This window comes from Parapusillimonas granuli (assembly GCF_013416525.1).
Classification (GTDB): domain Bacteria; phylum Pseudomonadota; class Gammaproteobacteria; order Burkholderiales; family Burkholderiaceae_B; genus Parapusillimonas; species Parapusillimonas granuli.
Genome location: NZ_JACCEM010000004.1, coordinates 56,380 through 82,148, shown reverse-complemented (window position 1 = coordinate 82,148; position 25,769 = coordinate 56,380). Strand labels below are relative to the sequence as shown.

Annotated in this window: 20 protein-coding genes and 1 tRNA gene; 8 read left to right on the top strand and 13 right to left on the bottom strand. The window is 65.0% G+C overall.

Features of this window, described 5'->3' with window-relative positions; translation table 11 throughout:
* Positions 1-277: 277 nt before the first annotated feature.
* Positions 278-367 (bottom strand) — tRNA-Ser (locus tag H0A72_RS07985).
* A gap of 233 nt (positions 368-600) precedes the next feature.
* Between H0A72_RS07985 and H0A72_RS07980 the strand changes: the two genes are divergently transcribed.
* Together H0A72_RS07980 and yaaA are read left to right on the top strand one after the other, a co-directional pair.
* Positions 601-1,383, top strand: coding sequence for a 3-hydroxybutyrate dehydrogenase (locus H0A72_RS07980; RefSeq protein ID WP_180154556.1), 783 nt, complete (start codon positions 601-603; stop codon positions 1,381-1,383).
* An 89-nt stretch (positions 1,384-1,472) separates the two neighbouring features.
* Positions 1,473-2,255, top strand: coding sequence for a peroxide stress protein YaaA (gene yaaA / locus H0A72_RS07975; protein ID WP_180154555.1), 783 nt, complete (start codon positions 1,473-1,475; stop codon positions 2,253-2,255).
* A gap of 12 nt (positions 2,256-2,267) precedes the next feature.
* Here yaaA and H0A72_RS07970 read toward each other — a convergent pair whose 3' ends face one another.
* Positions 2,268-4,499 (bottom strand): FUSC family protein, encoded by a 2,232-nt coding sequence (locus H0A72_RS07970; RefSeq protein ID WP_180154554.1) that lies wholly within the window; start codon positions 4,497-4,499, stop codon positions 2,268-2,270.
* A gap of 130 nt (positions 4,500-4,629) precedes the next feature.
* Here H0A72_RS07970 and H0A72_RS07965 point away from each other — a divergent pair, with 130 nt between their 5' ends.
* Together H0A72_RS07965 and H0A72_RS07960 are read left to right on the top strand one after the other, a co-directional pair.
* Positions 4,630-5,313, top strand: coding sequence for a GntR family transcriptional regulator (locus tag H0A72_RS07965; protein ID WP_180154553.1), 684 nt, complete (start codon positions 4,630-4,632; stop codon positions 5,311-5,313).
* A 15-nt stretch (positions 5,314-5,328) separates the two neighbouring features.
* On the top strand, positions 5,329-6,687 hold the full coding sequence (locus H0A72_RS07960) for an MmgE/PrpD family protein (protein WP_180154552.1): 1,359 nt from the start codon (positions 5,329-5,331) through the stop codon (positions 6,685-6,687).
* A gap of 4 nt (positions 6,688-6,691) precedes the next feature.
* Here H0A72_RS07960 and H0A72_RS07955 read toward each other — a convergent pair whose 3' ends face one another.
* The 8 genes from H0A72_RS07955 to acnA form a co-directional block, all read right to left on the bottom strand.
* Entirely contained in the window at positions 6,692-7,693 is a 1,002-nt protein-coding gene (locus H0A72_RS07955; RefSeq protein WP_180154551.1) for a Bug family tripartite tricarboxylate transporter substrate binding protein, read from the bottom strand.
* 69 nt (positions 7,694-7,762) lie between these two features.
* Positions 7,763-9,148 (bottom strand): MmgE/PrpD family protein, encoded by a 1,386-nt coding sequence (locus H0A72_RS07950; RefSeq protein ID WP_180154550.1) that lies wholly within the window; start codon positions 9,146-9,148, stop codon positions 7,763-7,765.
* 52 nt (positions 9,149-9,200) lie between these two features.
* Positions 9,201-10,604, bottom strand: coding sequence for an FAD-dependent oxidoreductase (locus H0A72_RS07945; RefSeq protein ID WP_246436899.1), 1,404 nt, complete (start codon positions 10,602-10,604; stop codon positions 9,201-9,203).
* Positions 10,605-10,631: 27 nt separating this feature from the next.
* Entirely contained in the window at positions 10,632-11,651 is a 1,020-nt protein-coding gene (locus H0A72_RS07940) for a Bug family tripartite tricarboxylate transporter substrate binding protein (protein ID WP_180154549.1), read from the bottom strand.
* A gap of 197 nt (positions 11,652-11,848) precedes the next feature.
* Positions 11,849-12,856, bottom strand: coding sequence for a CobW family GTP-binding protein (locus tag H0A72_RS07935; RefSeq protein ID WP_180154548.1), 1,008 nt, complete (start codon positions 12,854-12,856; stop codon positions 11,849-11,851).
* Positions 12,857-12,881: 25 nt separating this feature from the next.
* Positions 12,882-13,607, bottom strand: coding sequence for an isochorismatase family protein (locus tag H0A72_RS07930; protein ID WP_180154547.1), 726 nt, complete (start codon positions 13,605-13,607; stop codon positions 12,882-12,884).
* A gap of 32 nt (positions 13,608-13,639) precedes the next feature.
* The gene (locus H0A72_RS07925) at positions 13,640-15,010 is read right to left on the bottom strand and encodes a dihydroorotase (RefSeq protein WP_180154546.1); all 1,371 of its coding nucleotides are present in this window, start codon (positions 15,008-15,010) and stop codon (positions 13,640-13,642) included.
* Between the two features lie 19 nt (positions 15,011-15,029).
* Positions 15,030-17,750, bottom strand: a complete 2,721-nt coding sequence (gene acnA / locus H0A72_RS07920; protein WP_180154545.1) for an aconitate hydratase AcnA — start codon at positions 17,748-17,750, stop codon at positions 15,030-15,032.
* Positions 17,751-18,112: 362 nt separating this feature from the next.
* On the opposite strand from acnA, the gene H0A72_RS07915 reads away from it, so the two are divergent.
* The 4 genes from H0A72_RS07915 to ilvC all read left to right on the top strand — a co-directional run bounded on the left by H0A72_RS07915 (position 18,113) and on the right by ilvC (position 22,711).
* Positions 18,113-19,003, top strand: a complete 891-nt coding sequence (locus H0A72_RS07915) for an isocitrate lyase/PEP mutase family protein (protein WP_180154544.1) — start codon at positions 18,113-18,115, stop codon at positions 19,001-19,003.
* A gap of 392 nt (positions 19,004-19,395) precedes the next feature.
* Positions 19,396-21,117 carry an acetolactate synthase 3 catalytic subunit gene (locus H0A72_RS07910; RefSeq protein ID WP_180154543.1) on the top strand — a complete coding sequence of 574 codons (1,722 nt, stop codon included), beginning with the start codon at positions 19,396-19,398 and terminating at the stop codon, positions 21,115-21,117.
* 10 nt (positions 21,118-21,127) lie between these two features.
* Positions 21,128-21,619, top strand: a complete 492-nt coding sequence (ilvN, locus tag H0A72_RS07905) for an acetolactate synthase small subunit (protein ID WP_180154906.1) — start codon at positions 21,128-21,130, stop codon at positions 21,617-21,619.
* Between the two features lie 75 nt (positions 21,620-21,694).
* Entirely contained in the window at positions 21,695-22,711 is a 1,017-nt protein-coding gene (gene ilvC / locus H0A72_RS07900; protein WP_180154542.1) for a ketol-acid reductoisomerase, read from the top strand.
* A gap of 48 nt (positions 22,712-22,759) precedes the next feature.
* Here ilvC and H0A72_RS07895 read toward each other — a convergent pair whose 3' ends face one another.
* From H0A72_RS07895 to H0A72_RS07885, 3 genes are read right to left on the bottom strand one after another with little or no spacing between them, the layout of a single operon-like run.
* On the bottom strand, positions 22,760-23,221 hold the full coding sequence (locus H0A72_RS07895; RefSeq protein ID WP_180154541.1) for an SRPBCC family protein: 462 nt from the start codon (positions 23,219-23,221) through the stop codon (positions 22,760-22,762).
* A complete protein-coding gene (locus H0A72_RS07890) occupies positions 23,218-24,912 on the bottom strand; it encodes a flotillin family protein (protein ID WP_180154540.1) in 1,695 nt (564 codons plus the stop codon). The genes H0A72_RS07895 and H0A72_RS07890 overlap by 4 nt, the downstream gene beginning before the upstream one ends.
* An 18-nt stretch (positions 24,913-24,930) precedes the next feature.
* Positions 24,931-25,767, bottom strand: coding sequence for a phosphoenolpyruvate hydrolase family protein (locus H0A72_RS07885; protein ID WP_425502496.1), 837 nt, complete (start codon positions 25,765-25,767; stop codon positions 24,931-24,933).
* Between the last annotated feature and the right edge of the window lie 2 nt (positions 25,768-25,769).

The window sequence follows — 25,769 nt, the reverse complement described above, 5'->3', positions numbered from 1 at the left end:
GGGAAAATCAAACCGCGCCGGAATCGAAGCGCGGCCAAAAAACTGTCGCCACATCGAAAACGAAATTTTGAGAATTATCGCATGCGGGTCTTGGCCCAGTGCGGTTGGAATGGCGTGATTAACCGAGTCTGACGAATGCCCTGATCCCCCGAAAAATGGGGAAGAGCCCCCGCGTGATTGCGGGCGGATTCTAGGCCAGTCAAATATTCCCTCGCCACGACAAAATAAAAGCCACCCAAATGGGTGGCCGTGTCTTGCTGTAAGTGCCTGAATTCATTGGCGGACAGGGTGAGATTCGAACTCACGATACGCCTAAACGTATACCGGATTTCGAGTCCGGCGCATTCGACCACTCTGCCACCTGTCCTGGGTTCCCGCATGGCTGCAAGATTGCCTAGCCGGTTGCGCTGTAAAAGCCCCGGCAAGCAAGGCCCGCGTAGTCGAAAGCGCCCCTGCTAGATCGGCAAAGAGCGATATTCTAGCAAGAATCCGGAAAAAATCATAATGCCCTTGTTCTTCCCGGCCGCACAGGCAAAATGACGGGGCCGGGGCGGTAAACTACTGGGCATCGACCGGCTTTGATCAAAGGAATGGGACGCTATGCTTACAGGAAAAAACGCGGTTGTCACGGGTTCAACGAGCGGGATAGGGCTTGCCATCGCACGGGAGTTGGCCGCCAATGGCGCCAACCTGGTCATCAACGGCTTTGGCGATGCAGACGAAATAGAAAAGCAGCGCATCGACCTCGAACTCGAGTTCGACGTGAAAGTCAGCTACATCAATGCCGACCTGATGCGCGGCGAGGCCACGCGAGCCTTCATCGACCAGGCGGCCAGTGCGCTGGGCGGCGTCGACATCCTGGTCAACAACGCGGGCATACAGCATACCGACCCCATCGAGAACTTTCCCGTCGAGCGCTGGGACGCGATCATCGCGCTGAATCTCTCGGCCGTGTTCCACGGCACCGCCGCCGCGCTGCCGTACATGAAGAAAAAAGGCTGGGGCCGCGTCATCAATATCGCGTCGGCCCATGGGCTGGTGGCGTCGGCGTACAAGTCGGCATATGTCGCCGCCAAGCATGGCGTGGTCGGGCTGACCAAGGTCACCGCGCTGGAGAACGCCGGCTCCGGCATTACCTGCAACGCCATATGCCCGGGCTGGGTGCGCACGCCGCTGGTCGAAAAGCAGATCGAAGCGCTCGCGCAGAAGCACGGCATTTCGATAGAAGACGCGGCCAAAGAGCTGCTGGCGGAAAAACAGCCTTCGCTCCAGTTCGTCACGCCCAAGCAACTCGGCGCGGCGGCGGTGTTCCTGGCCTCCGAGGGGGCCGATCAAATGACGGGCACGACCTTGTCGCTCGACGGGGGCTGGACGGCCCGCTGATTCCATTGCGGTACTGACGCGGGCCGGGGTCCCGATGGCTGGCTCCGCCGGTTCGCGCTCATCCGCGCGTCATTCAAAGAAGGATGGAAATGCTGTTGCTACTTTCTCCGGCCAAGAAGCTGGATTACGATACGCCCGTCAGAACGGCGCTGCACACGCAGCCGCTGTTCGTCGACGACGCGGCCGAGTTGATCGCCGTCCTGAAGAAGAAGTCCGCGCCGGAAATCGCCGGCCTGATGAAGCTCAGCGACGCCCTGGCCGAACTGAATGTCCGGCGCTACGCCGAGTGGCGGCCGGTCTTCGACTTGTCCAATGCCCGGCAGGCGGTCCTGGCCTTCAATGGCGACGTCTACGAGGGGCTGGACGCGTCCACGCTTTCCGATGCGCAACTGAAATGGGCGCAGGAGCACATCGCTTTGCTGAGCGGCCTGTACGGCGTGTTGCGTCCGCTCGATCTCATGCAGCCTTATCGTCTCGAGATGGGCACCGGCCTGGCCACGAAGCGGGGCAAGAACCTGTATGAATTCTGGGGCGGCAAGATATCCGCGCAGCTGAACGAGATGCTGGCGGCCCTGCCGGGCGAGCGCGAGCCGGTGGTGCTGAATCTTGCGTCGGAGGAATACTTCAAGTCCGTGGACAGGAAGACGCTCCGGGCCCGGGTCGTGCAATGCGTGTTCCAGGATCACAAGAACGGCGCCTGGAAAGTCATCAGTTTCCATGCCAAGCGCGCCCGTGGCTTGATGGCGCGCCACGTCATTGAAAACAAGATCGTCAAGCCCGAGGACTTGCGTGGCTTCGATCGCGAAGGCTATGCGTTTGCCGCGGCCGAGTCTTCGGCGGACAGCCTGGTGTTTCGGCGCAAGCGGGACTAGGATCTGTCGACGCTACTGGATGCTGCGCATCTCTTGGCGGACCAATTGCGAGGCCTTCAGCATCTGCTTCAGCGGATAGGCGAGCGCCGCCAGCTCGCCGTCCGTTTCCAGCGAAGCCGGCGCCTCGGCGTCCTGGTCGTCCAGATGAGCCTGGATGGCGTCCAAAGACGACTGGATGCCCGGCGGCACATGCTCGAGACTGCACAATAGCGGTATGGCCGACGTGATCTGCAGCGCCAGGACATGGTTCTGGATCAGCAGATTGTTCAGTTCCGGCACATTCCTCTGGCGCTTGATCGGCTCGTCCATCATCCGGTAGAAAGCCGCCGCGAAATTACTGAACGCGATGTGCATGTTCTTGCGCGCCAGCCGCCAGCGCAGTTCCGCCTCCTTCACGACCTCGTCGCTGGGCATCGCCTGCACGCCGCCGGACGAGTCCGCCGCGGCCGCGCCGTTCGCCGCCGACAGCGACCGCAGCCGCGCCCTGGACAGCTCGGCGAACACCAGCCCGGCGCGCAGGAATTCCTGATTGGCGTTCTTCAAGGCGCGCGCCAGCGATCCCATGTAATTGTGTTCCCACCAGGGCAGGACGTAGCTGCACAGCAGCGCGATCCCGCAGCCGAGGACGGTGTCGATGAGCCGCTCGCCGATGACGGAGCCGCCGTCCGGGGTGAGGAAATGGAACACCAGCAATACGAAGACCGTATTGAAGATGGCGGCGAGCATGAAATTGACGAGTATCAGGCTGTAGCCCAGCACGCAGGCGACCACGAGCACCGCGAAATAGACGTCGGAGCTCTGGGTGGACTTGAACAGGGCCAATGCCAGCCCGCAGCCGATCAGCGTGCCGGTCAGGCGCCAGCCATTGCGCTGCCGCGTCAGCGCAAAGCCCGGCTTCATCACCACGAGGATGGTCAGGACGATCCAGTAGCTGTGGGCGCTCAGGCCCGGGACCATCCGGTTCAGCAAGCCGGTCCGGGCCAGCGCGGCGGATACGGTCAGCGCCAGCAGCGCGGCCATGGCCACCCTGAGCGCATAGCGGCAATGCGAGGAATCCAGCCGCAGGTTGCTGGTGAACATGCCCAGCCGCCAAGTCTGCCTCGACAAAAAGCGGTCCAGGGATTTGTCCAGCCGCATGTCCACCAGCTCGCTGCCGGCCTGCCTGCCGGTGTGCTGCGCCATGCGCTCCACCAGGCGCGCCGCGTTGCGCAGGCGGCGCAGGATCTGCACCAGCAGCGCGTAGATTTCCGGCTCGTTTTCCGCCATGCCGTCGCCACGGTAGCCCACCAGTTCATATTCGATGGCGCGCAGTTCCGCCTTGACGCTGTTGCGTTCGCTGGCGGCCTTGCCGCGCGCCACGCACAGCGCGATATGCTCCACATTGCCCGCCAGCTTGCGCAAGGCGTCGCGCGCGAAGATCATGACGTCGCCGTCGGGCAGGCGGCGGCGCAGCGTGGCGTAGTCGGTGTGGGTCGCCACCAGCGTGTCCAGCAGGGCCACCATGTCGATGAAGACGTTCAGCGACGCGATCCGCAGCCGGTCGTTCCGCCCGTGGCCGCGCGGCAGTTCGCGCAGCACGGTGTCGCGGGCCGCCTGGTGTTTTTCCGTCATGGACGACTGCGCATGGATCAGGCGCCGGTAGTTGGCTTCCAGTTCGGTGTTCACGTCGTAGAAGGCGGAGCGCGCCGCCATGTAGTCGGCCGTCGCGAACAGCGCGGCCGACAGCGCGTGCTGCTCTTCCCGATGCCAGAAGATGCGATGGGTCGCGAAGCTGAAAAGAAAATAGAACGCGCCGCCGCCGAAGGAATAGAGCGTGTGCTGCAGCACTTCGTGCGGGCTCAGCGGGACGCGCATCGTCAGCGTCATGATCAGCAGGCAGGCGAAGCCCAGCAGGCCGCCCTGCTTGCCGAACACCGTGAGCATGGAGAACACGAAGCACAGAGCCGGGACGAGCAGCCAGATGAGCAGGCCGTGCGCGGAGGCGAGCCCGGTCAGCAGGGCGGTCGCCGAACCCAGCAGGATCGCGGCCAGCATGCCGTTGACGCCGTAGCGCCGCGGGCCGCCCGGCTGGTCGAGGATGGCCACGCAGCCGGCGCCTATGGCCGCGATCATGCCGATGCTGTACATCTGCATGGCGCCGGCGAGGACGAGGGCCGGCAGCAACACGCCCATGGCCTGTCGCAGTCCGCCATAGAAATAATGGCTGTACACGAAGCGCTGGAGCTGCGGAATGCGGGATACCATACTAGACCGAAACGGAGATGGAACAGGAAGTATAGACAACTCCGGGGCCGGGCTCCGGACCGATTCATTTCGTTATTGAAAAGAGTTGACACTTTTACAAAGTGTTTGATAGGCTAGGAACATGACCACCATGAGCGCGACTGAAACGGCAATCAACAAACAAGAGACTCAGGTTCCCTTGGCGGACGCCGTCTTCCAGAGGATCCTGGACGCCATCTACGATGGCCGCCTGCCGCCGGGCAGCATCATCAACGAAGTGTCGATGGCGCAGGAATTCGGCGTGAGCCGCGGGCCGGTCCGCGAAGCCGTCCGGCGGCTGCAAGGCATACAGCTCGTCACCCGTGAGCCGTACATCAAGGCCCGGGTGATGTCGCTTTCGGCGGAGTCCGCGCTGGAGCTGTTCCAGATGCGCATGGCCCTGGAAGGCATGGCCTGCAATCTCGCCACGCAACGCATGCCCGACGACGAGATCGACGCGCTCCTGAACGAAATGGAGCAAGACCGGCAGCAGCGCGTCAGCGGGGCCCGGCAGCCACGCGTCTTCGATTTCCATGAACGCATCGTCCGCGCCTGTGGCAACCAGCGCATCATCGCCGCGCTGTGCGGCGACCTGTATCACTTGCTGCGCATCTATCGCCGGCATTCCGGCACCGTGCTCGAACGCAAGGACGACGCCTACGCCGAGCACTGGCAGATCGTGCGGGCCATCAAAAGCCGCGACAGCGGGCTTGCCGAGTCCCTGATGCGTTCGCACATTGAGCGGGCGGCCAACCATCTCGTCCGGCACCTGCCCGATACGGTCCGGCCAACCTGAACAAGGAAAGAATCCGTGAACCAGACCGACGATTTCTCCGCGGGCTTGCGCCGGCTCTGCGATTGGGCGGCGGCCTGCCGCTGGGAAGACATACCCGCGCCCATGCGGCGGCGGGCGGCCTTCGTCGTGTCGGACGATATTTCCGCCATGATCGCCGGCTCGCTGGAGCCCGAACCGGCGCGCTATCGCGCAAGAGTGCTGTCCCGGCCGTGTTGCGGCGAGTCGGCGGTATTCGCCGCCGGCCTTCCCCTGGCCGACCGCCACCAGGCGGCTTCATTGAATGCGCTGGCCGGGAACTGGTGCGAACTGGACGAAGGGTTCCGCAAGACCATCTGCCATGCCGGCATCTATGTGCTGCCGGCCTTGCTGGCAGAGGCGCAAGCCCTCGACCTCCGGTATGAACAGGTCTTGCGGGCCCTGGTGCTGGGATACGAAGTGGTCACGCGGATTGCAATGAGCTTCCGGTTCGCCCGGCCCGCCGTGCACGGCCACGCCCTCTGGTCGAGCGTAGGCGCCGCCGCGGGCGTGGTGATGGCGCGCGGCGGCGACGGCGCCGAGCTCTTCGGCGCCGTCACGGCGGCGGCAACCACCGCCTCGATGGGCCCTCGCCCGCATCTGGTGGAAGGGGTGCTGATCCGCAACGGCTGGGCCGCCGCCGGGGCGGTCAACGGCCTGCAGTGCGCCGACTGGGCGGCTTGCGGCATTCACGGCGCGGAATCCAGCATCCCGGCGGTGTACCGCGACATTCTCGGCGCGACGGAAAACTTCAGCGCGCTGGACGACCGTCTGGGCGCGGAATGGTCCATCGCGTCGGGCTATCACAAGATCTACGCCTGCTGCCAGCACGGGCACTCCGCGGTCGAGGCGGTGCTCGATCTCGTCCGCGAGCACGCGCTGGACGCCCGCGATCTTCGCAGCATCCGCGTCTATACGCATCCTCTGGCGCTGACGCTGTCCAATCCGGAACCGACGACCACCCTGGGCGCGAAGTTTTCCATGCCGCACATGGTGGCCGCGCCCTTCGTGTTCGGCACCGGCGGCGCGCCGGCCTTTTCCAGCGACGCGCTGCACGACCCATTGGTGGCCCGCTTGCGCAAGATGGTCGAATTGCGGCCGTACGAGGCGGCCTTGGAGCCGCCCCACGACCGGCCAGCCCGGGTGGTCGTGGACACCGCCGCGGGCGCAACCCATGAGGCGGAGTGCCTGAGCGCCCAAGGCGGCCCCGACCGCCCTTTGCCCGATTCCATGCTGGAAGGGAAGATCCGCGAACTGTCGGCGCCGGTGCTGCCCGGCCTGGCATTCTTGCTGGCGCCCGACGGCGTCGAGCGCTACGGCGCCATGTCCTGGAGCCGCTTGCTCGACGCCTTGCGGTGACGGCTCAGTTCATGACGATGTTCGCGTCCTTGATGACCTTGGCCCACTTGGCGGTGTCCTTGGCCACCAGCTCCGCGAAGCTGGCCGGTGTCCCGGTGGCGGCGTCGGTCCCCAATTGCCGCAGGCGTTCGATGATCGCGGGCTTGGCCATTGCCTGATTCACGGCCGCGTTGATTTTTTCTATGACGGCGGGGGGCGTGCCGGCGGGGGCGAACAAGCCGAACCAGGTGGTGGCTTCGAAACCGGGCAGGCCCGATTCGGCGATCGTGGGCACGTCGGGAAGCAGGGCGCTCCGCTTCGCGCCGGTCACGCCCAGCGCCCTCAGCTCGCCACGCTGGATATGCGGGGAAGACGAAGGCAGGTTGTCGAACATCATCTGCACCCGCGCCGCCAGCAGGTCGACCATGGCGGGGCCGCTGCCCTGATACGGAACATGGACGATCCTGGTCTGCGCCATGCTGTTGAACAGCTCGCCGGACAGATGCGTGGTCCCGCCGTTGCCGGACGAGCCGTAGTTCAGCTCTCCCGGCTTGGCCTTGGCGAGCTCGATCAGCTCCTGCACCGATTTGACCGGCAGGGACGAGGGCACCACCAGTACGTTCATCGACGAGCCCATGAGCGCCACGGGCGCGAGGTCCTTGGACGGGCTGTACGGCATATTGCTGAAGAGCGACGGGTTGACGGCGATGTTGCCGGCCGCGCCGAACAGCAGCGTATAGCCGTCGGCGGAGCTTTTGGCGACCTGGTTCGAACCTATGTTCCCGCCGCCGCCCGGCTTGTTCTCGACGATGAACTGCTGCTTGAGCGTGCCGGTGAGTTCCGACGCGATCAGGCGTCCGAACAGGTCCGTCGCGCCGCCCGCCGCGAACGGCACGACGATGCGCACGGCCCGGTTCGGGTAGTCTTGCGCGTCGGCCGGGCTTGCCGCGCCCGCCGACATCGGCAGCGCCGCCAGGGACGCGACCCATGCCATCTTCCCGATGGCCGAGAGTACCTTCGCTTTCATTTCGATCTCCATGTAGAAACGTAAAAAGGCAAAGCGGGGGCACGCGCGCGCCCGGGACGGATCGCTGTCCTAGCCCGCCAGGAGGCGCATCAGCGTGCGAGCGTCGGGCAGCGCGTTGCCGGCGAGGCTCGAGACCGCCAGCGCCCGGGTCTCGTCCCGGCTCGGTATTGCGGCCGTGGCCAGGCGGAATTTCTCGATCAGCGCCTGGTCGGACAAGGGCAGGTCCGGCGAACCGATGGGTTCGGGCACGAACAGGCTGTGCGAGGCGCCGTCGTTCAGCGTGATGGTGACTTGCGCCGGGCCGTTGGCCGGGTAGAGCGCCTGGCATTGCGGGTCGACGTGGACACTGACCTTGGCCGCCAGGCGCCCGACCGCCGCGCTGCCGCGCTGCGCTTCGGAAAAGGCCGGCAGATCGACCGCGCCGTTCATCATGGCGATCGCCATGACGTAGGGAAAACTCAGTTGCGCCACGTTCAAGGTGTCCCAGGGAAGCGCCGCATGCGGCATCGCGGCTTCGTAGGTTCCCACCGAGATGGCGGCGACGTCGTCCGGCCGGATGCCGTGGTCGAGCCGGAGCCGGAGCAGGGCGTCGATGGCCGGGTGGATGTGCCTGCAGCAGGGGTAGGGCTTCAGGTAGGAGCGCACCACCGCCAATTCCCGCCGGCCTTGCGGTTTGCCCGCCCATTCCTCCAGCCCGCCGAATGCCTGCAGGACGCCCCAGCGCGTTTCCACGGCGTTGCGCGGGCCCTGCACGACGCCTTGCCGCGCCAGCAGCGCGGCGAACACGCCTTCGCGGGCCGCATGCGCGGGGTGCAGCTTCTTGATGTTGCCGCCGCCGGACAGATAGGCGAAGATCCCCGACGACGAACTGGCGGCGATGCCCAGCGCGTTCTCCATGTCCTCGGCATTCAGGCCGAGCACCCTGCCGGCCGCGGCGGCCGCGCCCAGCGTTCCGGCGACCGGCGTGGTCTGGAAGCCGCGCTTGCTGGCGTGCGGATGCAGGCATTCGGCGACCGAGACGGCGACCTCGTAGCCGGCGACGACCGCCGACAGCAAGGTGTTTCCGTCGGCGTTCTGTTGATGGGCCATGGCCAGGGCGGCCGGAACGACGACCGTGCCGGGGTGGATGGAGCCTTCCCGGTTCCCGTCGTCCATTTCCAGGGCATGCGCCGCCGCCGCCATGAGGTAGCTTGCCGTCAGGACATCGGTGGTCAGCGCGGAAGCGACCACCGGGACGTCGCCCCGCATCATGCCGTTTTGGCCGCATAGGGCGGCCACCGCCTGGACGATGGGCTGGTTGATTCCCGCCGCGCACGCGCCGAGCGTATCCAGCAGATGCCGGAGCGTCTCGTGCTTCTCATGTTCGGCCAGGCGCTCGCAGGCCACGCCGCTGGCAAAAGCCGCCAGCGGTTTCGTGGGAGTGGAAGCGCCGCCGGGATCTTTCTCTGGATTCATCTTGCCTACCTTTCCGCGTTGGCGGCTTCTGCCGCCTGATGCAAAACCGAATTCATGCGCGGGCGGCCGAGGCGTCGCTCGCGGCGGCTTTGCCCGCGAGATAGCCCAGGCCCAGCGCGCCGAGCAGGCCGTTGCCCGACATATAGCCCAGCCCGCCCTTGGCGCCGCTGATGCCGCAGGCGGCGCCGCCGCCTGCGTACAGCCCAGGAATGGGCCGGCCCCGCTTCAGCACCCGGCCGTCCAGGTCGACCCTCAGGCCCCCCTGCGTATGGAACAAGGCGGGCCCGATGCGCGTGGCGGTGTATGGGGCGCTCAAGGGGCCGAGGCCCCAGGCCTGGCGCCCGTGCCGGTCCTGCGCCACGCCCTTGGCCGCGGCGATGGCGCCGTCCAGCGTGGCGGACAGGTTGGCGGCGTCGATCCCCAGCCTTTGCGCCAGGCTTGCGGCATCCGGCGCTTCGATCACTCCGCCGTGCGCGCATAATTCCGCGTATTCTTCCTGGCCGGCGGCGGTGACGTCGCGCACGCGCGTGTCGGCGATCACGTAGAACGGCCCTTCGCGCTCCAGCTCCTGGGCGGCGAATGCGGAATACCCGATGGTCTCGTCGCCGAAGCGCAGGCCGTGCCGGTCGACGATCACGCCGCCTTTTTCGACGACCGTCCAGGTGACCAGCGAGCCATGCGGGTCGGCCAGGCTCGCGTGCGCCTGATAGGCGCCCATATTGGCCAGGTCCGCACCGAGCTGCTCGCCCCAGCGTATGGCTTCGCCTTCGCTGGCGACCGAGCCCCCGTAGGGCACGGCGGCGAGTTCCGGGCAGAACCGCGCCAGCAATTCGCGATTGGCGCCGAAGCCGTTGGTGGCCAGAATGACGGCCTTGGCGCCGATGGCGGTGCGTTCGCCCGTCCTGGTTTCGGTGACGGCCCCGACCACTCTTCCGTCGGGCGTGGCCAGCAGCTCGATGGCCGGGTTGCCGAACGCGATGGGGATTTCGCGCTTTGCCACGGCCGCGAGCAAATCGTCGACCAGGTCCGAGCCGCGCCTGGACGGCGGCGAGTGGAGGCGATGCACCCGATGGCCGATGTGCTTGTAGGTTTCCACCAGCGTCATCTCGACCTCGGCCTTGTCGACCAGCCACTCGACCAGTTCCGCTGAAATGCTCGCGAGCCGGTGCGTCAGCTCGGGCGCGTCGTGGCGGCCGGCCACGCGCTCCAGGTCCGCGACAAAGGTGTCGGGGCTGTCCACGACGCCGGCGGCGCGCTGGAAGCGTGTGTTCGCCGCCGGTATCGAACCGCTGGAAAGCAGGGTGTTGCCTTGGACGCGGTCCATCTTCTCGACGATCGCCACGTCCATGCCGTTGTCATGGGCGGCCAAGGCCGCCGCCAGCCCGCAGCCGCCCGCTCCAATGACGAGCACGTCGAATTCGGCATCGAAGCTCATCGGATCATGCATGGAATCCATCTTCAAGAACACCTATCGAGCAGCCGTTCATTCCGCGCGCGCGCCGGAGATCTCGACCGCCTTGGCCCAGTTCGCCGCTTCCTGGGCCAGTTCGGTCTTGAATTGCTCAGGCGTGTTGGGCAGGGGCTGAAGGCCCAGGCCTTTCATTTTCTCTTTCATTTCGGCGCTGTTCATGATTTCGTTCACATCCTTGGAGATCTTCGCGACGATCTCCTTGGGCGTGCCTTTGGGCGCGAACAAGCCGGACCACGGAGCGGCCGCGAAGCCGGGGAATCCCTGTCCGGCGATCGTGGGGTAGCCTTTTTCGCTGTAATCCTTGTCCGTGGTGATTGCGATCAGCTTCACCTTGCCGGCTTGCAGCAGGGTTTCAGCCGAGGGCAGGCCGGTGATGCCGACCTGGATGAATCCCGCCGCCAGGTCGTTCAGCATGGGGGATGCGCCCTTGTATTGCACGGCGTCGAGCTTGAAGCCGCCGCGTTCCTTCAGCAGTTCCATCGTCAGGTGCGAGGCCGTGCCGTTGCCGTCCGTGCCGTAGCTGTGCAGCTCTTTGTCTTTCTTCGCCAGCGCGATCAATTCCTGGAGGTTGTTGGCGGGCAGGGCCGGGTTCGCCAGGATGGCGTTCGGATAAATGACGGCGCGGCTGATGGGCTCGAAGTCGGCCTGCGGATCATAGGGCAGCTGCTTGTAGAGCGAGCCGGCGATGGAGTGGGAGCCCGTGACGCCCAGCACCAGGGTATAGCCGTCGGGCGCCGCTTTCGCAACGCTTGCCGCGCCTATCGTGCCGCCGGCGCCTGCCCGGTTCTCCATGACCACCGGCTGGTTCCATTTTTTGGACAGCGCCTCGCCGATGAGGCGCGCGGTGATGTCGGTGGGGCCGCCGGGCGCGAAGGGAACGACGAGCTTGACGGGCTTGTTCGGATAGCCTGCCGCGCCGTCGCCCTGGGCCGCGGCCGGCAAGACGGCCGCGGCGCCGAGCACGGCGGCGAGCGCCGCGGCGATGAGACTGCGGCGATGAGGCTGGAAGGACGGAACGATGGAGTGAGACATGGCGACTTCCTTGTGCATTGAATGTGGGCGGCGGCGCTTTGCGCCGCATAGTGTTGACACTGTATTGGTGGAGTCAGTAAATGTCAACAGTTGTATGGGGTTATATCGGGAAATTGGCTTGGTGATTACCCTAAATACCGCGCTATTCAGCATGGCGATGAAAACTGATCTCTATTAACTGTTGACATTAATAGGGCTTAGCCCCGCAGCAGGGCGACGGTCTCCTCCAGTTCCTCTCGGCTGAGGTTCTCGGTGATCAGGACCAGCGCGCCTTGCTGGGGCCCTTCGACGGCGCGCCGCAGCTTGAGCGGGGGACTGAAGAGATGATGCACGGCATGTATGGCGTAGAAATCGCCGTCTTCCATGCGCAAAATGCCCTTGGCGCGCAGCAGCGATGCGCCGTGGCGGCGCTGCATGGCGTGGACCCAGTCGGCGTAGGCCGGCCAGCTTACAGGGTTGCGCAGATGGAAAGTCTGTGCCGTGATGCCGTATTTGAAGATATGGCCCAGCGCGGGGTTGCGCATGCCGGAATGGGCCGAGGCCGGTTCAAGGGCCCGGGTCTCGGCGCTCGTGAACAGCCGGCGGATTCCCGCCGCATCGAGCGCTTGTCCGATCTGGATTTCGGCATGGGGATTCCGGGTGCCGAGCTCCCGGCGCAGGTCCATCGCCGCCGCCGGGTCTTCCAGCAGGTCGGTCTTGGTGAGGACGATCTGATCGGCGACCGCGAGCTGGGCCGCCGCCTCGCGATAGGCGCCGATGGCGTCCAGCCCATGGATGGCGTCGACCGTGGTGATGACGCCCGCCAGCCGGAAACGTCGGGCGATCGCCGGATCCCCGCCTATGGTGTTGATGACGGCGCCGGGATCGGCCAGCCCCGAGGTCTCAATGACGATGCGCTCGAAATGGGGGATCTCCTTCCGGAGGCGCCGGTAATAGAGCGATTCCAGGCTGTGCTGCAGGGATCCGCTCATGGCGCAGCACAGGCATCCGGAGTCCAGCAATACGATGTCGGCGTCGCTGGACCGATCCACCAGCATGTGGTCCAGGCCGACCTCCCCGAACTCGTTGATGATGACCGCGGTGTCGGAGAATTCGGGCCGGTGTATCAGCCGGCTCAGGAGGCTGGTCTTCCCGCTGCCGAGGAATCCCGTCAGCAGAAAGACCGGAGTATGTTGCGGGCTGATCGAGCCGGTCTGGTCGGACATCGGGCGGAGCCTCCGGCCTGGCCGTTCACGCCGCGCCGCCGCCGGGCGCCGGCAGATCGCGCAGGTAGCCGGCGACTTCGGCGGCGGGAATCACGTCCGCGTACTTGCAGTTCAGATCGAACAGGTTCACGGCATGGCTGGCCTGGAAGCGGTCGAAGCAGGCTTCTTCGGGAACGATCACCTTGAAATTGTACGAATACGCATCCACCGCGGTCGCGCGCAGGCAACCCGATGTTGCGCAGCCCACCAGGATCAAGGTGTCGACGTCCAGGAAATTCAGGTGGCTCATGAAGATGGTGCCGAAAAAGCACGACGGCTTCTGCTTGGTGATCCGGATATCCTGCGGGCGCGGCGCCAGCGGAGCGACGGTTTCGGTGGCGTGGGTATTCGCCACCACGGTTTTCTCGGTGCCCCGGTGGTTCTTGCCGACCTGGACGCCGCTGTCCAGGAGGTCGGGCCGCCGGCCGCTTTCCGTGTAGAAGACGGGAATGTTTTTCTCGCGGGCCAGTTCGAGCAGCGGCACCATGTGCGCCACCGCATCCCAGGCTTCCTTGCCGCAATGCGTGCGGTACTGCTTCAGGCCTTCCAGGATGTCTTCGGGCTTGTCGCCGCAAAAATTGTATTGCACGTCGATGATGAATAGCGCCGGCCGCTTGCCGAAGCCGCCGCGCTTGCCGTAGCCGGCGGCCTTGAAGACCTGCTTGTCGCGTTCGGTCAGGAAGTCGTCCCAAATTCTCTTGGTTTCGCTCATGTCTGTTCCTAATGAATCAAAGTTCGGGGGTGTCAGGGATGCAGGCGCCGCAGAAAGCGTCCGCCGGGTGATCTGCTTGCTTCTTCCGTGATGCGGCCGTCCAGCGCGACGGTGCGCCCGCGGACCAGGGTACGCACCGGCCAACCCTTGAGCGTCATCCCTTCATACGGCGAATAGTCCGAGTTCGATTCGAGAGTGGCCGGGTCGACCGTTTTTTCGAGTTCGGGGTCGACGATCACGAGATCGGCGTCTTTGCCGATTTCCACGCTGCCCTTGCCCGGCATCCCGTAGATCCGGGCGGAATTCTCGCTGGCCACCTTGACCAGGGTCTCGAGCGGAACCCGGCGCTTGTGATAGCCTTCGTGCAGCAGGATGGGCAGAATCATGCCCGTGCCCGGAAAGCCATTGCTGGCCGCCCAGATGTCCTTGTCCTTGGTTGCGCGCTTGCGCGGCACGTGGTCTGAGCCTATGGTGGTGACGGATCCGTCCAGGACGCCTTCCCACATCGCTTCCACGTCGGCCTGCCCGCGCACCGGCGGATTGACTTTGGCGTAGGTGCCGGCGGGGGACTCGTCGTTCAGGAAAAGATAGTGCGGGCAGGTCTCGACATACATGGGCGGCGCATCGGGGCTGAGCCGGTGGCGGCGCACCTCGTTCAGCGCTTCACGGCTGCTCAGATGCACGATGTTCACCGGGGTGCCGGTCTTGGTGGCGAAATAGCACACGCGATGCACGTTCTCGGCCTCCAGGAAGTCGGGGCTCTGTTCATTCCATGCCTTCAGGTCGTCGCGCCCCGCGGCGCGCAAAGGGTCGCGCAGCAAGGGGATCACCTCGACGTTTTCGCAGTGCACGCCCAGCACGGCGCCGGGAATCTTGGCGGTTTCACGCAGGGCGGCGAACAGCAGGCCGTCGTCGATGTCGGTGAAGCCCTTGGACAGGCCCGCGGCGCCCTTGTACATCATGTAGAGCTTGTAGGAAGGGACGCCGAAGCGGCGGGAGATCTCTTGCAGGGTCTCCACGTGCAGATGGCTCGTGATGCCGAAATGGAAGCCGAAATCGATGCAGCTCTGGCGTTCGGCGCGTTCCCGGACCGGCTCGAAGGACTCGCGGATGTCGGCCGAGCGATGGAAGGACAGCACGGTCGTCGTGCCTCCGAGCGCGGCGAAGCGCGATTCGGTCTGGAAGTCGGTCTCGGGCGAGCCGAAGCCGAAATGCACGTGCGGATCGATCACGCCGGGCAGCGTCCAGAGCCCTTGGCAGTCGATGGTTTCCTTCGCCCGCAAGGCCAGGCCGGGCTCGGCGATGGCCGCGATGCGGCCGTCGTGTATTCCGATCTGCCCCGGCGTCAGCCCCTTGCTCGGCAGCATGATTTGGGTGTTGGTCAGTACGAGGTCCAGTTCCATGATGTCGTCTTGAGTGTCGTTAGGTGTTCGAGTCCCGGCTTGCGGCGCCCGCCTCGGCGGCGTCGTTCAGGAAGCCGCGCAGCACGCTGGAGGGGATGCCGCCTTCGGCGATGAGATGGCGTTCCGCCGCGGTGAGCACTTGAGGGCGGGCCTGGAAGCGAGTTTCACGGCCGCCGTCCCGGGCGACCACGGTGATGAGCGCTCCGTCCCTGACGCCCGCCTCGACGTTTTCGAAGTGGAAGGATTCGTTCCCGGCAAGGCCGAGCTGCCGCCAGCCTTGCCCTTCCAGAAAGGCCAGGGGCAGGATGCCCATGCCCACCAGGTTGGCGCGGTGGATGCGCTCGTAGGATTCGGCGATGACGGCCCGTATGCCCAGCAGGGCGGACCCTTTCGCGGCCCAATCGCGGCTGCTGCCGGTGCCGTACTCTTTGCCGGCCAGGACGATGACGCCGCGTCCTTCCTGCTGGTAGCGCATCGCGGCATCGAAGATCGTCATCGTCTCGCCGTCGGGAAAATGCCGGGTGACGCCGCCTTCTACTTCAGGCACCAGCAGATTCTTGATGCGGATGTTGGCGAAGGTGGCGCGCGTCATGACTCGGTGGTTGCAGCGGCGCGCCACGTAGCTGTTGAAGTCGCGCGGCGCGATGCCGGCCGCCAGGAGGTACTGGCCCGCGGGCGTATCGCCGGGAATCTCGCCGCCGGGGGAAATGTGGTCCGTCGTCAAAGAATCGCCGAAGGCGGCCAGCACGCGCGTGGCTTCCAGGCCGCGCGCCAGGCGCGCCAGCCCGTCGCGGTCTGGAAGCCGCTCGAAGAAGGGCGGCTCGACCAGATAATGCGAGTCGGGGTTCCAGGGGAACAGGAGGCCTTCCGGCGCGCGCATGTTGCGCCATATTTCCGTATCGAGGTCTTCGGCCAGGTAGGTTTCCTGGAAGGTTTCGGGCTTGCTGGCCAAAGGCAGCAACGCGGCGATCTCCTGCGGGGCCGGCCAGACGTCGCGCAGGTGGACGGCGTTGCCGTCCGGGTCGTGGCCCAGCGGCTCGCTGTCGAAGTCTATGTCGATTCTTCCCGCCAGCGCGTAGGCGACGACGAGCGGAGGCGCCCCGATGTAGTTGGCGCGTATGAGCTTGTGTATGCGGCCTTCGAAATTGCGGTTGCCCGACAATGCGGCCGCGACGACGAGGCCTTTGTTTTCGATCTGGGCCGCCACGGCCTCGTCCAGCGGGCCGGATTTCCCGCCGCAGGTCGTGCAGCCGTAGCCGATCAGGTGGAAGCCGAGCTGCGCCAGTGGCTCCAGCAAGCCGGCTTCGCCCAGGTAGCGCGTGACGGTGCGTGAACCCGGCGCGAGCGAGGTCTTGACCCAGGGCGGCACCTGGAGCCCGCGCTCCACCGCCTTGCGGGCGAGCAGGCCCGCCGCGAGCATGACGCTGGGGTTGGAGGTGTTGGTGCATGAGGTGATCGCGGCGAGCACCACGGCCCCATGGCCAAGATCGCCGATGCCGCGCGGATGCGCGGACGCCGGATGCGGCGCGATGTCCGGCACGCCGAAACCGCCTTCGGACAGCGGCTTGCCCAGGCGTTGCTTGAAGTCCCGGGCGACGGCGTCGATCGGCATGCGGTCTTGCGGCCGGCGCGGCCCCGCCATGGAGGGCATTGCGTCGGACAGGTCGATTTCCAGCACGCGGCTGTATTGCGGCCTGTGCTCGGGCGAGGGCCGGAACAGGCCGTTGGCCTTGCAGTAGGCTTCGATGAGTTCTATGTGTTCGGGCTTGCGGCCCGAGTTGCGCAGGTATTCGAGCGTTCGGTCGTCCACCGGGAAGAAACCGCAGGTGGCGCCGTATTCGGGCGCCATGTTGGCGATGGTGGCGCGTTCCTGCACGGACAGAGCCGGCAGCGCGGGGCCGAAGAACTCGACCATGCTGCCCGCGACGCCCGCTTTGCGCAGAGCCTGGGTGATGAGCAGGGCGGCGTCCGTCGTCAAGGCGGGGGCCGCCACGCCGCCGACCAGCCGGACGCCGACGACTTCCGGGATGGGAAAGGTGTAGGCATGGCCCAGCAAGGCCGCTTCGGCGTCTATGCCGCCCACGCCCCAGCCCAGCACGCCAAGGGCGTTGACCATCGGGGTGTGGGAATCGCCGCCGATCACGAAGTCCGGATACAGCCAGGTTCCGTCTTGGCGTTGCTCCTTCATGACCACGGAAGCGATGTATTCCAGGTTGACCTGGTGGATGATGCCGGTTCCCGGCGGAAATACGCGCAGGCCGCGGAAGGCCTGCTGGGCCCACTTCAGGAATTCATAGCGTTCGCGGTTGCGTTCGAATTCGCGCCGAAGATTGAGCGGCATGGCGTTCGCATGCCCCCAGTTGTCCACCTGCAGGGAGTGGTCCACGACCAGATCGACGGGGATGCGCGTGTCGACGGCGCCGGGGTCGCCGTTGTGGCGCGCCACGGCGTCGCGCAGCGCGGCCAGGTCCTGGAGCACCGGCAGGCCGCTGGAGTCGGGAAGAATGACCCGGGCCACATGCAGCGGCAATTCGGCGCCGATGTGTTCGTTCCACTTGAGCAGGGCGCCCACTTCGCCTTCCGTGATGTTCGAGCCCCAGGCCTTGTGGCGGCAGAGGTTCTCGAGGAGGATGCGTATGACGTACGGCAGAGTGGCCAGGTCGAGGCCGGATGCCGCGGTGATTTCCTGTATGTCGGCGTAGCGCAGGGACTGCTGGCGTATCTGTATCTGTTCTGGCATGGCAATGGGTTTTGCGGCGCATGGGGTGTCTTGCAAGATTATGACGATTGTTTGTTATTGTCAACAGTTTGTCGTCATAGTGATAATAGGCGCCTGCCGATGCAAAATGAAGCAGAAACACAAAAACTGCGTTATACAAGAAATATAATCAATGTTATCAAAGAGTTGTTCTTTGTTGGAGGCGGCTGGAAGGTAGTTGTCCAATCCGGTGGGTCTTGGCGCTGAACAGGCTTAAAGAGTTGACACTTTTGAAGATGGTTGATAATCTTGCGGACATTCAGGCAGGGCATTCCATGGTTCTCGTTTACCGGCGGCATGCCGATGAATGCCGTGTATGTCTACTTTTGTGGGAATGAACAAGAATGAATAGTGCCAGCAAGTTTCGGGCGTTGCTGAAGAGTGAAGCCTTCATCGTTTCACCCGGCGTCTACGATGGCTACAGCATACGGCTGGTCGAAGCCGCGGGCTTCAAGACCGCCTGCACCAGCGGCGCCGCGCTGTCCAATTCGCTGCTGGGCGTGCCCGACATCGGCGTGATGGGCCTGGCGGAAAACGTCGACCATTGCCGCAACCTGGCGCGTTCGGTGTCCATCCCGCTGACGGCCGACGCGGATACCGGCTATGGCAATCCGGTGAACGTCTTCCATACCGTCAGGCTGTTCGAAGAGGCGGGCGTGGCCGGCATCAATCTCGAAGACCAGGTAAGCCCGAAGCGTTGCGGGCACATGCCCGGCAAGGACGTCGTCAGCCAGGCCGAAATGGTCAAGAAGATCGAGGCCGCCTGCCTGGCGCGCCGCAACGACGACTTCGTGATCATCGCGCGCACGGACTCCCTCGCCCTGGAAGGCATCGAGGGCGCGGTCAAGCGGGCCAAGGCATACGCGGCGGCGGGCGCCGACATGCTGTTCCCCGACGCGGTGCGCACCGAAGAAGACATCGCGCGCATCGTCGACGCCGCCGGCATCCCCGTGAGCATCAACATGGGCTTCGGCATACGCGCGCGCCCCACCACGCCATTGATCCCGCTGCCCAGGCTGCGGGAGCTCGGCGTCAAGCGCATCAGCCTGCCCCGCATGCTGCCGGCCGCCGCCATCCACGGCATGCGGCAGGCCTTGGGCGTGATGCAGGAAGTGATCGCCACGGGCCGGCCGGCCGATCGCCCCGATCTGCTGGTGGGCATCGAAGACATCATGCAGCTCATGGACTATGACAACATGCGCGCCCTGGAAAAGCGCCTCACCACCTTCGATTGATCGCAGGGGCGGGGCCGCTCGGCGGAACTCCGGGGCGGCCGATTTGATTCCGGCCCGCTTCCGCGCTACATTAGCGTCTTGGTCCGCTCGACTATCCAGGGCGGGCCGCACAAGGCACCGTGTTCCGGGCTATCCGCCCGGTTTTTTGCGCCTGTAATACTTTGCTGTTGGCCGCGCCACAAGCGTGCGATGCCAGGCTTCCGTTTCTACCTCCCGCGTTCATGTGAACGCTCGCGCTGCACATTCGATGAGTTCGATCCGGGTCGGTAAGGTGTCTGGGTGGCATGGCTCCGTGAGCCATAAAACGCCAGGTCATGTTGCTGGTTGCCGGGTGGGCTCGGGCCTCGAGGGCCGGTCGGGGTGACAGCGCTGGTCATGAAAGGAATTTCAATATGGAACTCAATGGCGCCGATATCGTCGTGCGTTGCCTTGCCGAAGAAGGCGTAGACCATGTGTTTGGCTACCCCGGCGGCGCGGTACTGTACATCTACGACGCAATCTACAAGCAAGACAATTTCAAGCACATACTCGTTCGGCACGAGCAGGCCGCCGTGCATGCGGCCGATGCCTACTCGCGCTCGTCGAACAAGATAGGCGTGGCGCTGGTCACCAGCGGCCCGGGCCTGACCAACGCGGTCACCGGCATCGCCACCGCCTACATGGACTCCATTCCCATGGTGATCATCAGCGGCCAGGTGCCCACCCAGGCCATCGGCGAGGACGCCTTCCAGGAGTGCGACACGGTCGGCATCACGCGGCCCTGCGTCAAGCACAACTTCCTGGTGCGCGACATCAAAGACCTGGCCGAGACCATGCGCCGGGCCTTCTACATCGCCAGGACGGGGCGTCCGGGCCCGGTGCTGGTCGACATTCCCAAGGACATCACCGTCGCCACCTGCAAGTTCGCGCCCAAGCGCGGCGAAGTGAAGATGCGCTCGTATGCGCCCGTCACCAAGGGTCATCTGGGCCAGATCAAGAAAGCCGTGCAAATGCTGCTGACGGCCGAACGACCCATGATCTATTCGGGCGGCGGCGTGGTGCTGTCGGACTCCGCCGCCGAACTGCGCGAACTGGTGAGGCTGTCCGGAGCGCCCTGCACCAACACCCTGATGGGGCTGGGCGCCTTCCCCGCCGACGACGACAAGTTCGTCGGCATGCCGGGCATGCACGGCACCTACGAAGCCAACATGGCCATGCAGAACTGCGACGTGCTCATCGCCGTGGGCGCGCGCTTCGATGACCGGGTGATCGGCAACACCAAGCACTTCGCCCAGGTTCCGCGCAAGATCGTGCACATAGACATCGACCCGTCGTCGATCTCCAAGCGCGTGCGGGTCGACGTTCCCATCGTCGGCAGCGTGAAGGAAGTGCTGCAGGAATTCAACGGCCTGTATGCCCAGGCGCTGGCCGACGCCGCGCCCAACAAGGCGGCGCTGGCGAAGTGGTGGCAGCAGATCAACACCTGGCGCGGCAAGCAATGCCTGGCCTACGAGCCGTCCACCGAGCTCATCAAGCCGCAGTTCGTGGTCGAAAAGCTCTGGGAAGTCACCGGCGGCGACGCCTTCGTCACGTCCGACGTCGGGCAGCACCAGATGTGGGCGGCGCAGTACTACCGCTTCAACCAGCCGCGCCGCTGGATCAATTCCGGCGGGCTGGGCACCATGGGCGTAGGCCTGCCCTATGCGATGGGCGTGCAGATGGCCAATCCCGGCAGCGACGTGGCGGTCATCACCGGCGAAGGCTCCATCCAGATGAACATCCAGGAACTTTCCACCTGCAAGCAGTACCGCCTGTCGCCCAAGATCCTGTGCCTGAACAACCGCTACCTGGGCATGGTCCGGCAGTGGCAGCAGATCGACTACGGTTCGCGCTATTCCGAATCCTATGTGGACGCGCTGCCCGATTTCGTGAAGCTCGTCGAAAGCTACGGGCACGTGGGCTTGCGCATCGACAAGCCGGCCGACGTCGAGCCCGCGATCCGCGAAGCCTTCGTCAAGCACAAGGATCGCCTGGTGTTCCTGGATTTCATCACGGACCAGACCGAGAACGTCTGGCCCATGGTGAAGGCGGGGCGCGGGCTCACCGAAATGCTGCTTGGTTCCGAAGACCTGTAAGGAGAGAATGATGAAACACGTAATTTCCATCCTTCTCGAGAACGAGCCAGGCGCATTGTCACGCGTGGTGGGGCTGTTTTCCGCCCGTGGATATAATATCGAGACCCTTACCGTCGCGCCCACGGAAGACTCCACGCTGTCCCGCATGACGATCGTCACGCATGGTTCCGACGAGATCGTCGAACAGATCACCAAGCACCTCAATCGCCTCGTCGACGTCGTGAAAGTCGTCGATCTTTCCGAAGGCCCGCACATCGAGCGCGAACTGATGATGATCAAGGTTCGCGCGGTGGGCAAGGAACGGGACGAAATGAAGCGCATGGCCGATATTTTCCGCGGGCGCATCATCGACGTCACCGACAAGGTCTACACCATTGAACTGACGGGCGATCAGGAAAAGATCGAAGCCTTCATCGGTGCGCTGGATCGTAGCGCCATACTGGAAACGGTCCGTACCGGGGTGTCCGGTGTCGGGCGTGGCGAGCGGGTCCTGAAGCTTTAAATCACTTTAACCTTGGCATCTGGATGCTGGCATTCAGAAAAATCAAAATACACGAACAGTATTGGAGCACCCTCAATGAAAGTTTTCTACGATAAAGATTGTGATCTCTCCCTCATCAAAGGCAAGACCGTCGCCATCATCGGCTACGGCTCGCAAGGCCACGCGCACGCGCTGAACCTGCACGAGTCGGGCGTCAATGTGGTGGTGGGCCTGCGCAAGGGCGGCGCCTCCTGGAGCAAGGCCGAGAACGCCGGCCTGAAGGTCCAGGAAGTCGCCGAGGCCGTCAAGGGTGCCGACCTGGTCATGATCCTCCTGCCCGATGAAAACATCGCCGAGGTCTACCGCAGCCAGGTGGCCGGCAACATCAAGGCGGGCGCCGCGCTGGCGTTCGCCCATGGTTTCAATGTGCACTACGGCCAGGTGCAGCCGCGCGCCGACATCGACGTGATCATGATCGCGCCCAAGGCGCCCGGCCACACGGTGCGCGGCACGTACCGCCAGGGCGGCGGCGTGCCGTCGCTGGTCGCGGTGCACCAGGACACGTCCGGCGCGGCGCGCGACATCGCCCTGTCGTACGCATGCGCGATCGGCAGCGGCCGCGCGGGCATCATCGAGACGAATTTCCGCGAGGAAACGGAGACCGACCTATTTGGCGAGCAGGCCGTGCTGTGCGGCGGCACCGTGGAGCTGATCAAGGCCGGTTTCGAAACGCTGGTGGAAGCGGGCTATGCGCCCGAGATGGCTTATTTCGAGTGCCTGCACGAGCTCAAGCTGATCGTCGACCTGATCTACGAGGGCGGGATCGCCAACATGAATTATTCGATCTCGAACAACGCGGAATACGGCGAGTACGTCACGGGTCCGCGGATCGTGACCGAAGAAACCCGGCAGGCGATGCGCCAGTGCCTGAAGGACATCCAGACGGGCGAGTATGCCAAGAGCTTCATCCTGGAGAACTCGGCCGGCGCCCCGACGCTGATTTCGCGCCGCCGCATCAATGCGGAATCGCAGATCGAGCAAGTGGGCGGAAAGCTGCGCGCGATGATGCCCTGGATCGCCGCGAACAAGCTGGTCGACCAGACGAAGAACTGATCGTTGCGTGCGAAGAGGCCGGGTCCGTCAGGGCCGGGCCTCTGTTGCTCACCGAGTGGGCGGAGTCTCGGGACGCCGCCCCTCCATCATCGACCGCAGCGATTTCAAGGCGGCCAGAAAGACTTCCTGGCCGATGAGCCGCCGAAGCTCATTCTCGCGTCCCGCCTCGCACGCGAACTCGGCCGACCACTCCACGAAGCTGCGGTTCCCGTCGGTCACGGGGATGATCTTGAGCGTGGCGACATAGTCGCTGACCCCCATCGGGCTTTCCAGTATCGAATAGACGCAGCAATAGTCATAATCCGACAAGGCAAGCAATTGCTCGCGTATCGTCCCGCCCTGGCGCAGCTCGAAATTGCGCACACAGCCCACCGCATCGGAAGGCGTGCCGCCTTCGATCCTGCTGCGCGCCACGAACGGCGTCCAGTCCGGCAGGCCGTTGAAGTCGCGGATGATTCCCCAGACCGCTTGCGCGGGCGCGTCGATGACGCTGCTGACGTAGACTTTCATGACGCGCTCTTGTCTTGCCGTTCACCGCGCTCTGCGGCCGGCGTGGGCAGCATGGCGCCTGCCGCGGCCGGCAGGTTGCCGCCGTCCAGGCCGATTTCGCGCAGCAGCTGATCGACCACCGGCGCCTGGGCGCGATAGCGCAGGGCCGAGTTCACCACGCCGTCCGCGATGCCGCCGCCGTCCCGGTCGTCGGCGCCCTTGCCCAGGTTTCCGAAGCCGTCCAACTGCAGTATCTTGATGCTGTCGATGTTTTCCATGGGCTTGACCGACTCGCGGATGATGCCTTCCATCTTGTCGACGATGCGCAGGCGCAGGGCGGAGGCGCGCGCGTCGGCCGTCAGGACGTTGGACGCCTCGTTCATTAGACGCAGGCCCTGGGCTTCGACTTCGCTGCGCACCTTGCTGGCTTCCGCGCGTATTTTTTCCGCGTCCGCTTCGGCCTGCGCCTGGGCCCGGATCGCCGTGGCGCGGTCGCCGCTCGCGGCCTTCTCGGCTTCCGCGGCCAGGCGCAGCCGCAGCGCTTCTTTTTCGGCCGCCTGCCGGGCGGCAATCAGTTCGACCTGCTTGCGGCGTTCGGCGACTTCCAGTTCGCGCGCCGAGAAGACGCGCTCCTCCGCGGCGACGGCTTCGGCGCGCGCCAGGTCGGCGGCGGCCTGTGCCTCCGATTGGAGCCTGGACTGTTCGGCGATGGCGATGGCGCGCTGCTGCTCCGCCAGTTCCAGGGCCTTGCGGCGCTCCAGGTTGGCGGCCTGCAATTCCTTTTCCTTGGCGATGCGTTCCTGCTCGATCTGCAGCTCCGCCCGGACCTGGGCCTGTTCGACCGCCTGGCGCGCTTCGATCCGGGCCCGTTCGGCGCGGTGTTCCGTTTCGGCGCGTTCGCGCGCCACTTCCGCCCTCTGCTGGGCGCGGGCGATTTCCACCTCGCGCTCCTGGGCGAGCCTGGCGTATTCCGCTTCGCGGTCTATGTCCAGCGCCAGCTTCTCGGCTTCCAGGTTCTTGCTGCGTATGGATATCAGCGTGTCCTGCTCGATGTCATTGCGCTGTTTCTTGCGCCGCTCGATCTGCTCGGTCAGGCGCGTCATGCCCTCGGCGTCGAACTGGTTGGACGGGTTGAAGTATTCCATCGCCGTCTGGTCGAGCTGGGTAAGCGAGGCGGCCTCCAACTCCAGGCCGTTCTTGGTCAGGTCGTCCGCCACGTCGGCGCTGACCTTCTTGACGTATTCACCGCGTTTCTCGTGCAGTTCTTCCATGGTCATCTCGGCGGCGGCGGTGCGCAGCGCATCCACGAACTTGCCTTCCACCAGCTCGATCAGCCGCTCGGGCTCCATGCTGCGCTCTCCCAGCGTCTGCGCGGCCGTGGCCACGGCGTCCGGATTCGCGGCGACGCGGACGTAGAATTCGGCCGTGACGTCGACCCGCATGCGATCCCGGGTGATCAAGGCCTTGTCGCGGCCGCGCGTGACTTCCAGCCGCAAGGTGTTCATGTTCACGGGTATGACGTCGTGGACGATGGGCAGCACGAAGGCGCCGCCGTCCAGCACGACTTTTTGGCCGCCCAGGCCGGTGCGCACGAAAGCCCTGCCTTTGGACGACCTGAGATACAGCCAATGCAGCAGCCATATGCCGATGGCCGCGACGATGGCCACAGCCAGAAGGCCCAATAAGAAAACTCCGAATTCCGAACCGGTCATGGTCGACTCCTTGGCTTGTTAACGCTTGATGTTCTTGAATGCGCGCGTGCGTTCCGTCAGCGCGGTTTCCACCGGCAGGCGTTCCATGCTCGAGGCGCCGTAGAAGCCATGGCAATCGGGGCAGTGCTCGAGAATGAAGGCTGCGTCGGCGGGGGTGGCGATGGGGCCGCCGTGGCACAGGACGATGACGTCGGGATTGACGCGCCGGGCGGCCTCCGCCCAGGCGTTGACGGCCGGGATGCAATCCGCCCGCGTCAAGGCGGTTTCCGCGCCGATGGCTCCGCCGGTGGTCAGGCCCAGGTGGCAGACGATGATGTCCGCGCCGGCGCGCGCCATGTCCGCCGCGTTGTCCTCATTGAAGACGTAGGGGGTCGTGAGCAGGTCCAGTTCGCGCGCCTTGCGTATCAGGTCGACCTCCAGGCCGTAGCCCATGCCGGTTTCCTCCAGATTGGCCCTGAAGGTTCCATCGATCAGCCCGACGGTGGGGAAGTTCTGGATGCCCGAGAATCCCAGGCTGATGAGCCGGCGCAGGAAATGGTCCGGGATCATGAAGGGATCGGTGCCGTTGACCCCCGCCAGCACCGGGGTGTGTTTCACCACCGGCAGCACTTCGCGGGCCATTTCCAGCACGATCTGGTTCGCGTTGCCGTATGCCAGCAGGCCGGCGAGCGACCCGCGTCCGGCCATGCGATAGCGCCCCGAGTTGTAGATCACGATGAGGTCTATGCCTCCGGCTTCCTCGCATTTCGCGGACAAGCCGGTGCCTGCGCCTCCGCCGATGATCGGTATCCGTTTGCGTATCATCTCGCGGAAATTCTCGAGCAGGGTTGAGCGTTGGATGCGGGGCATGGGGATTT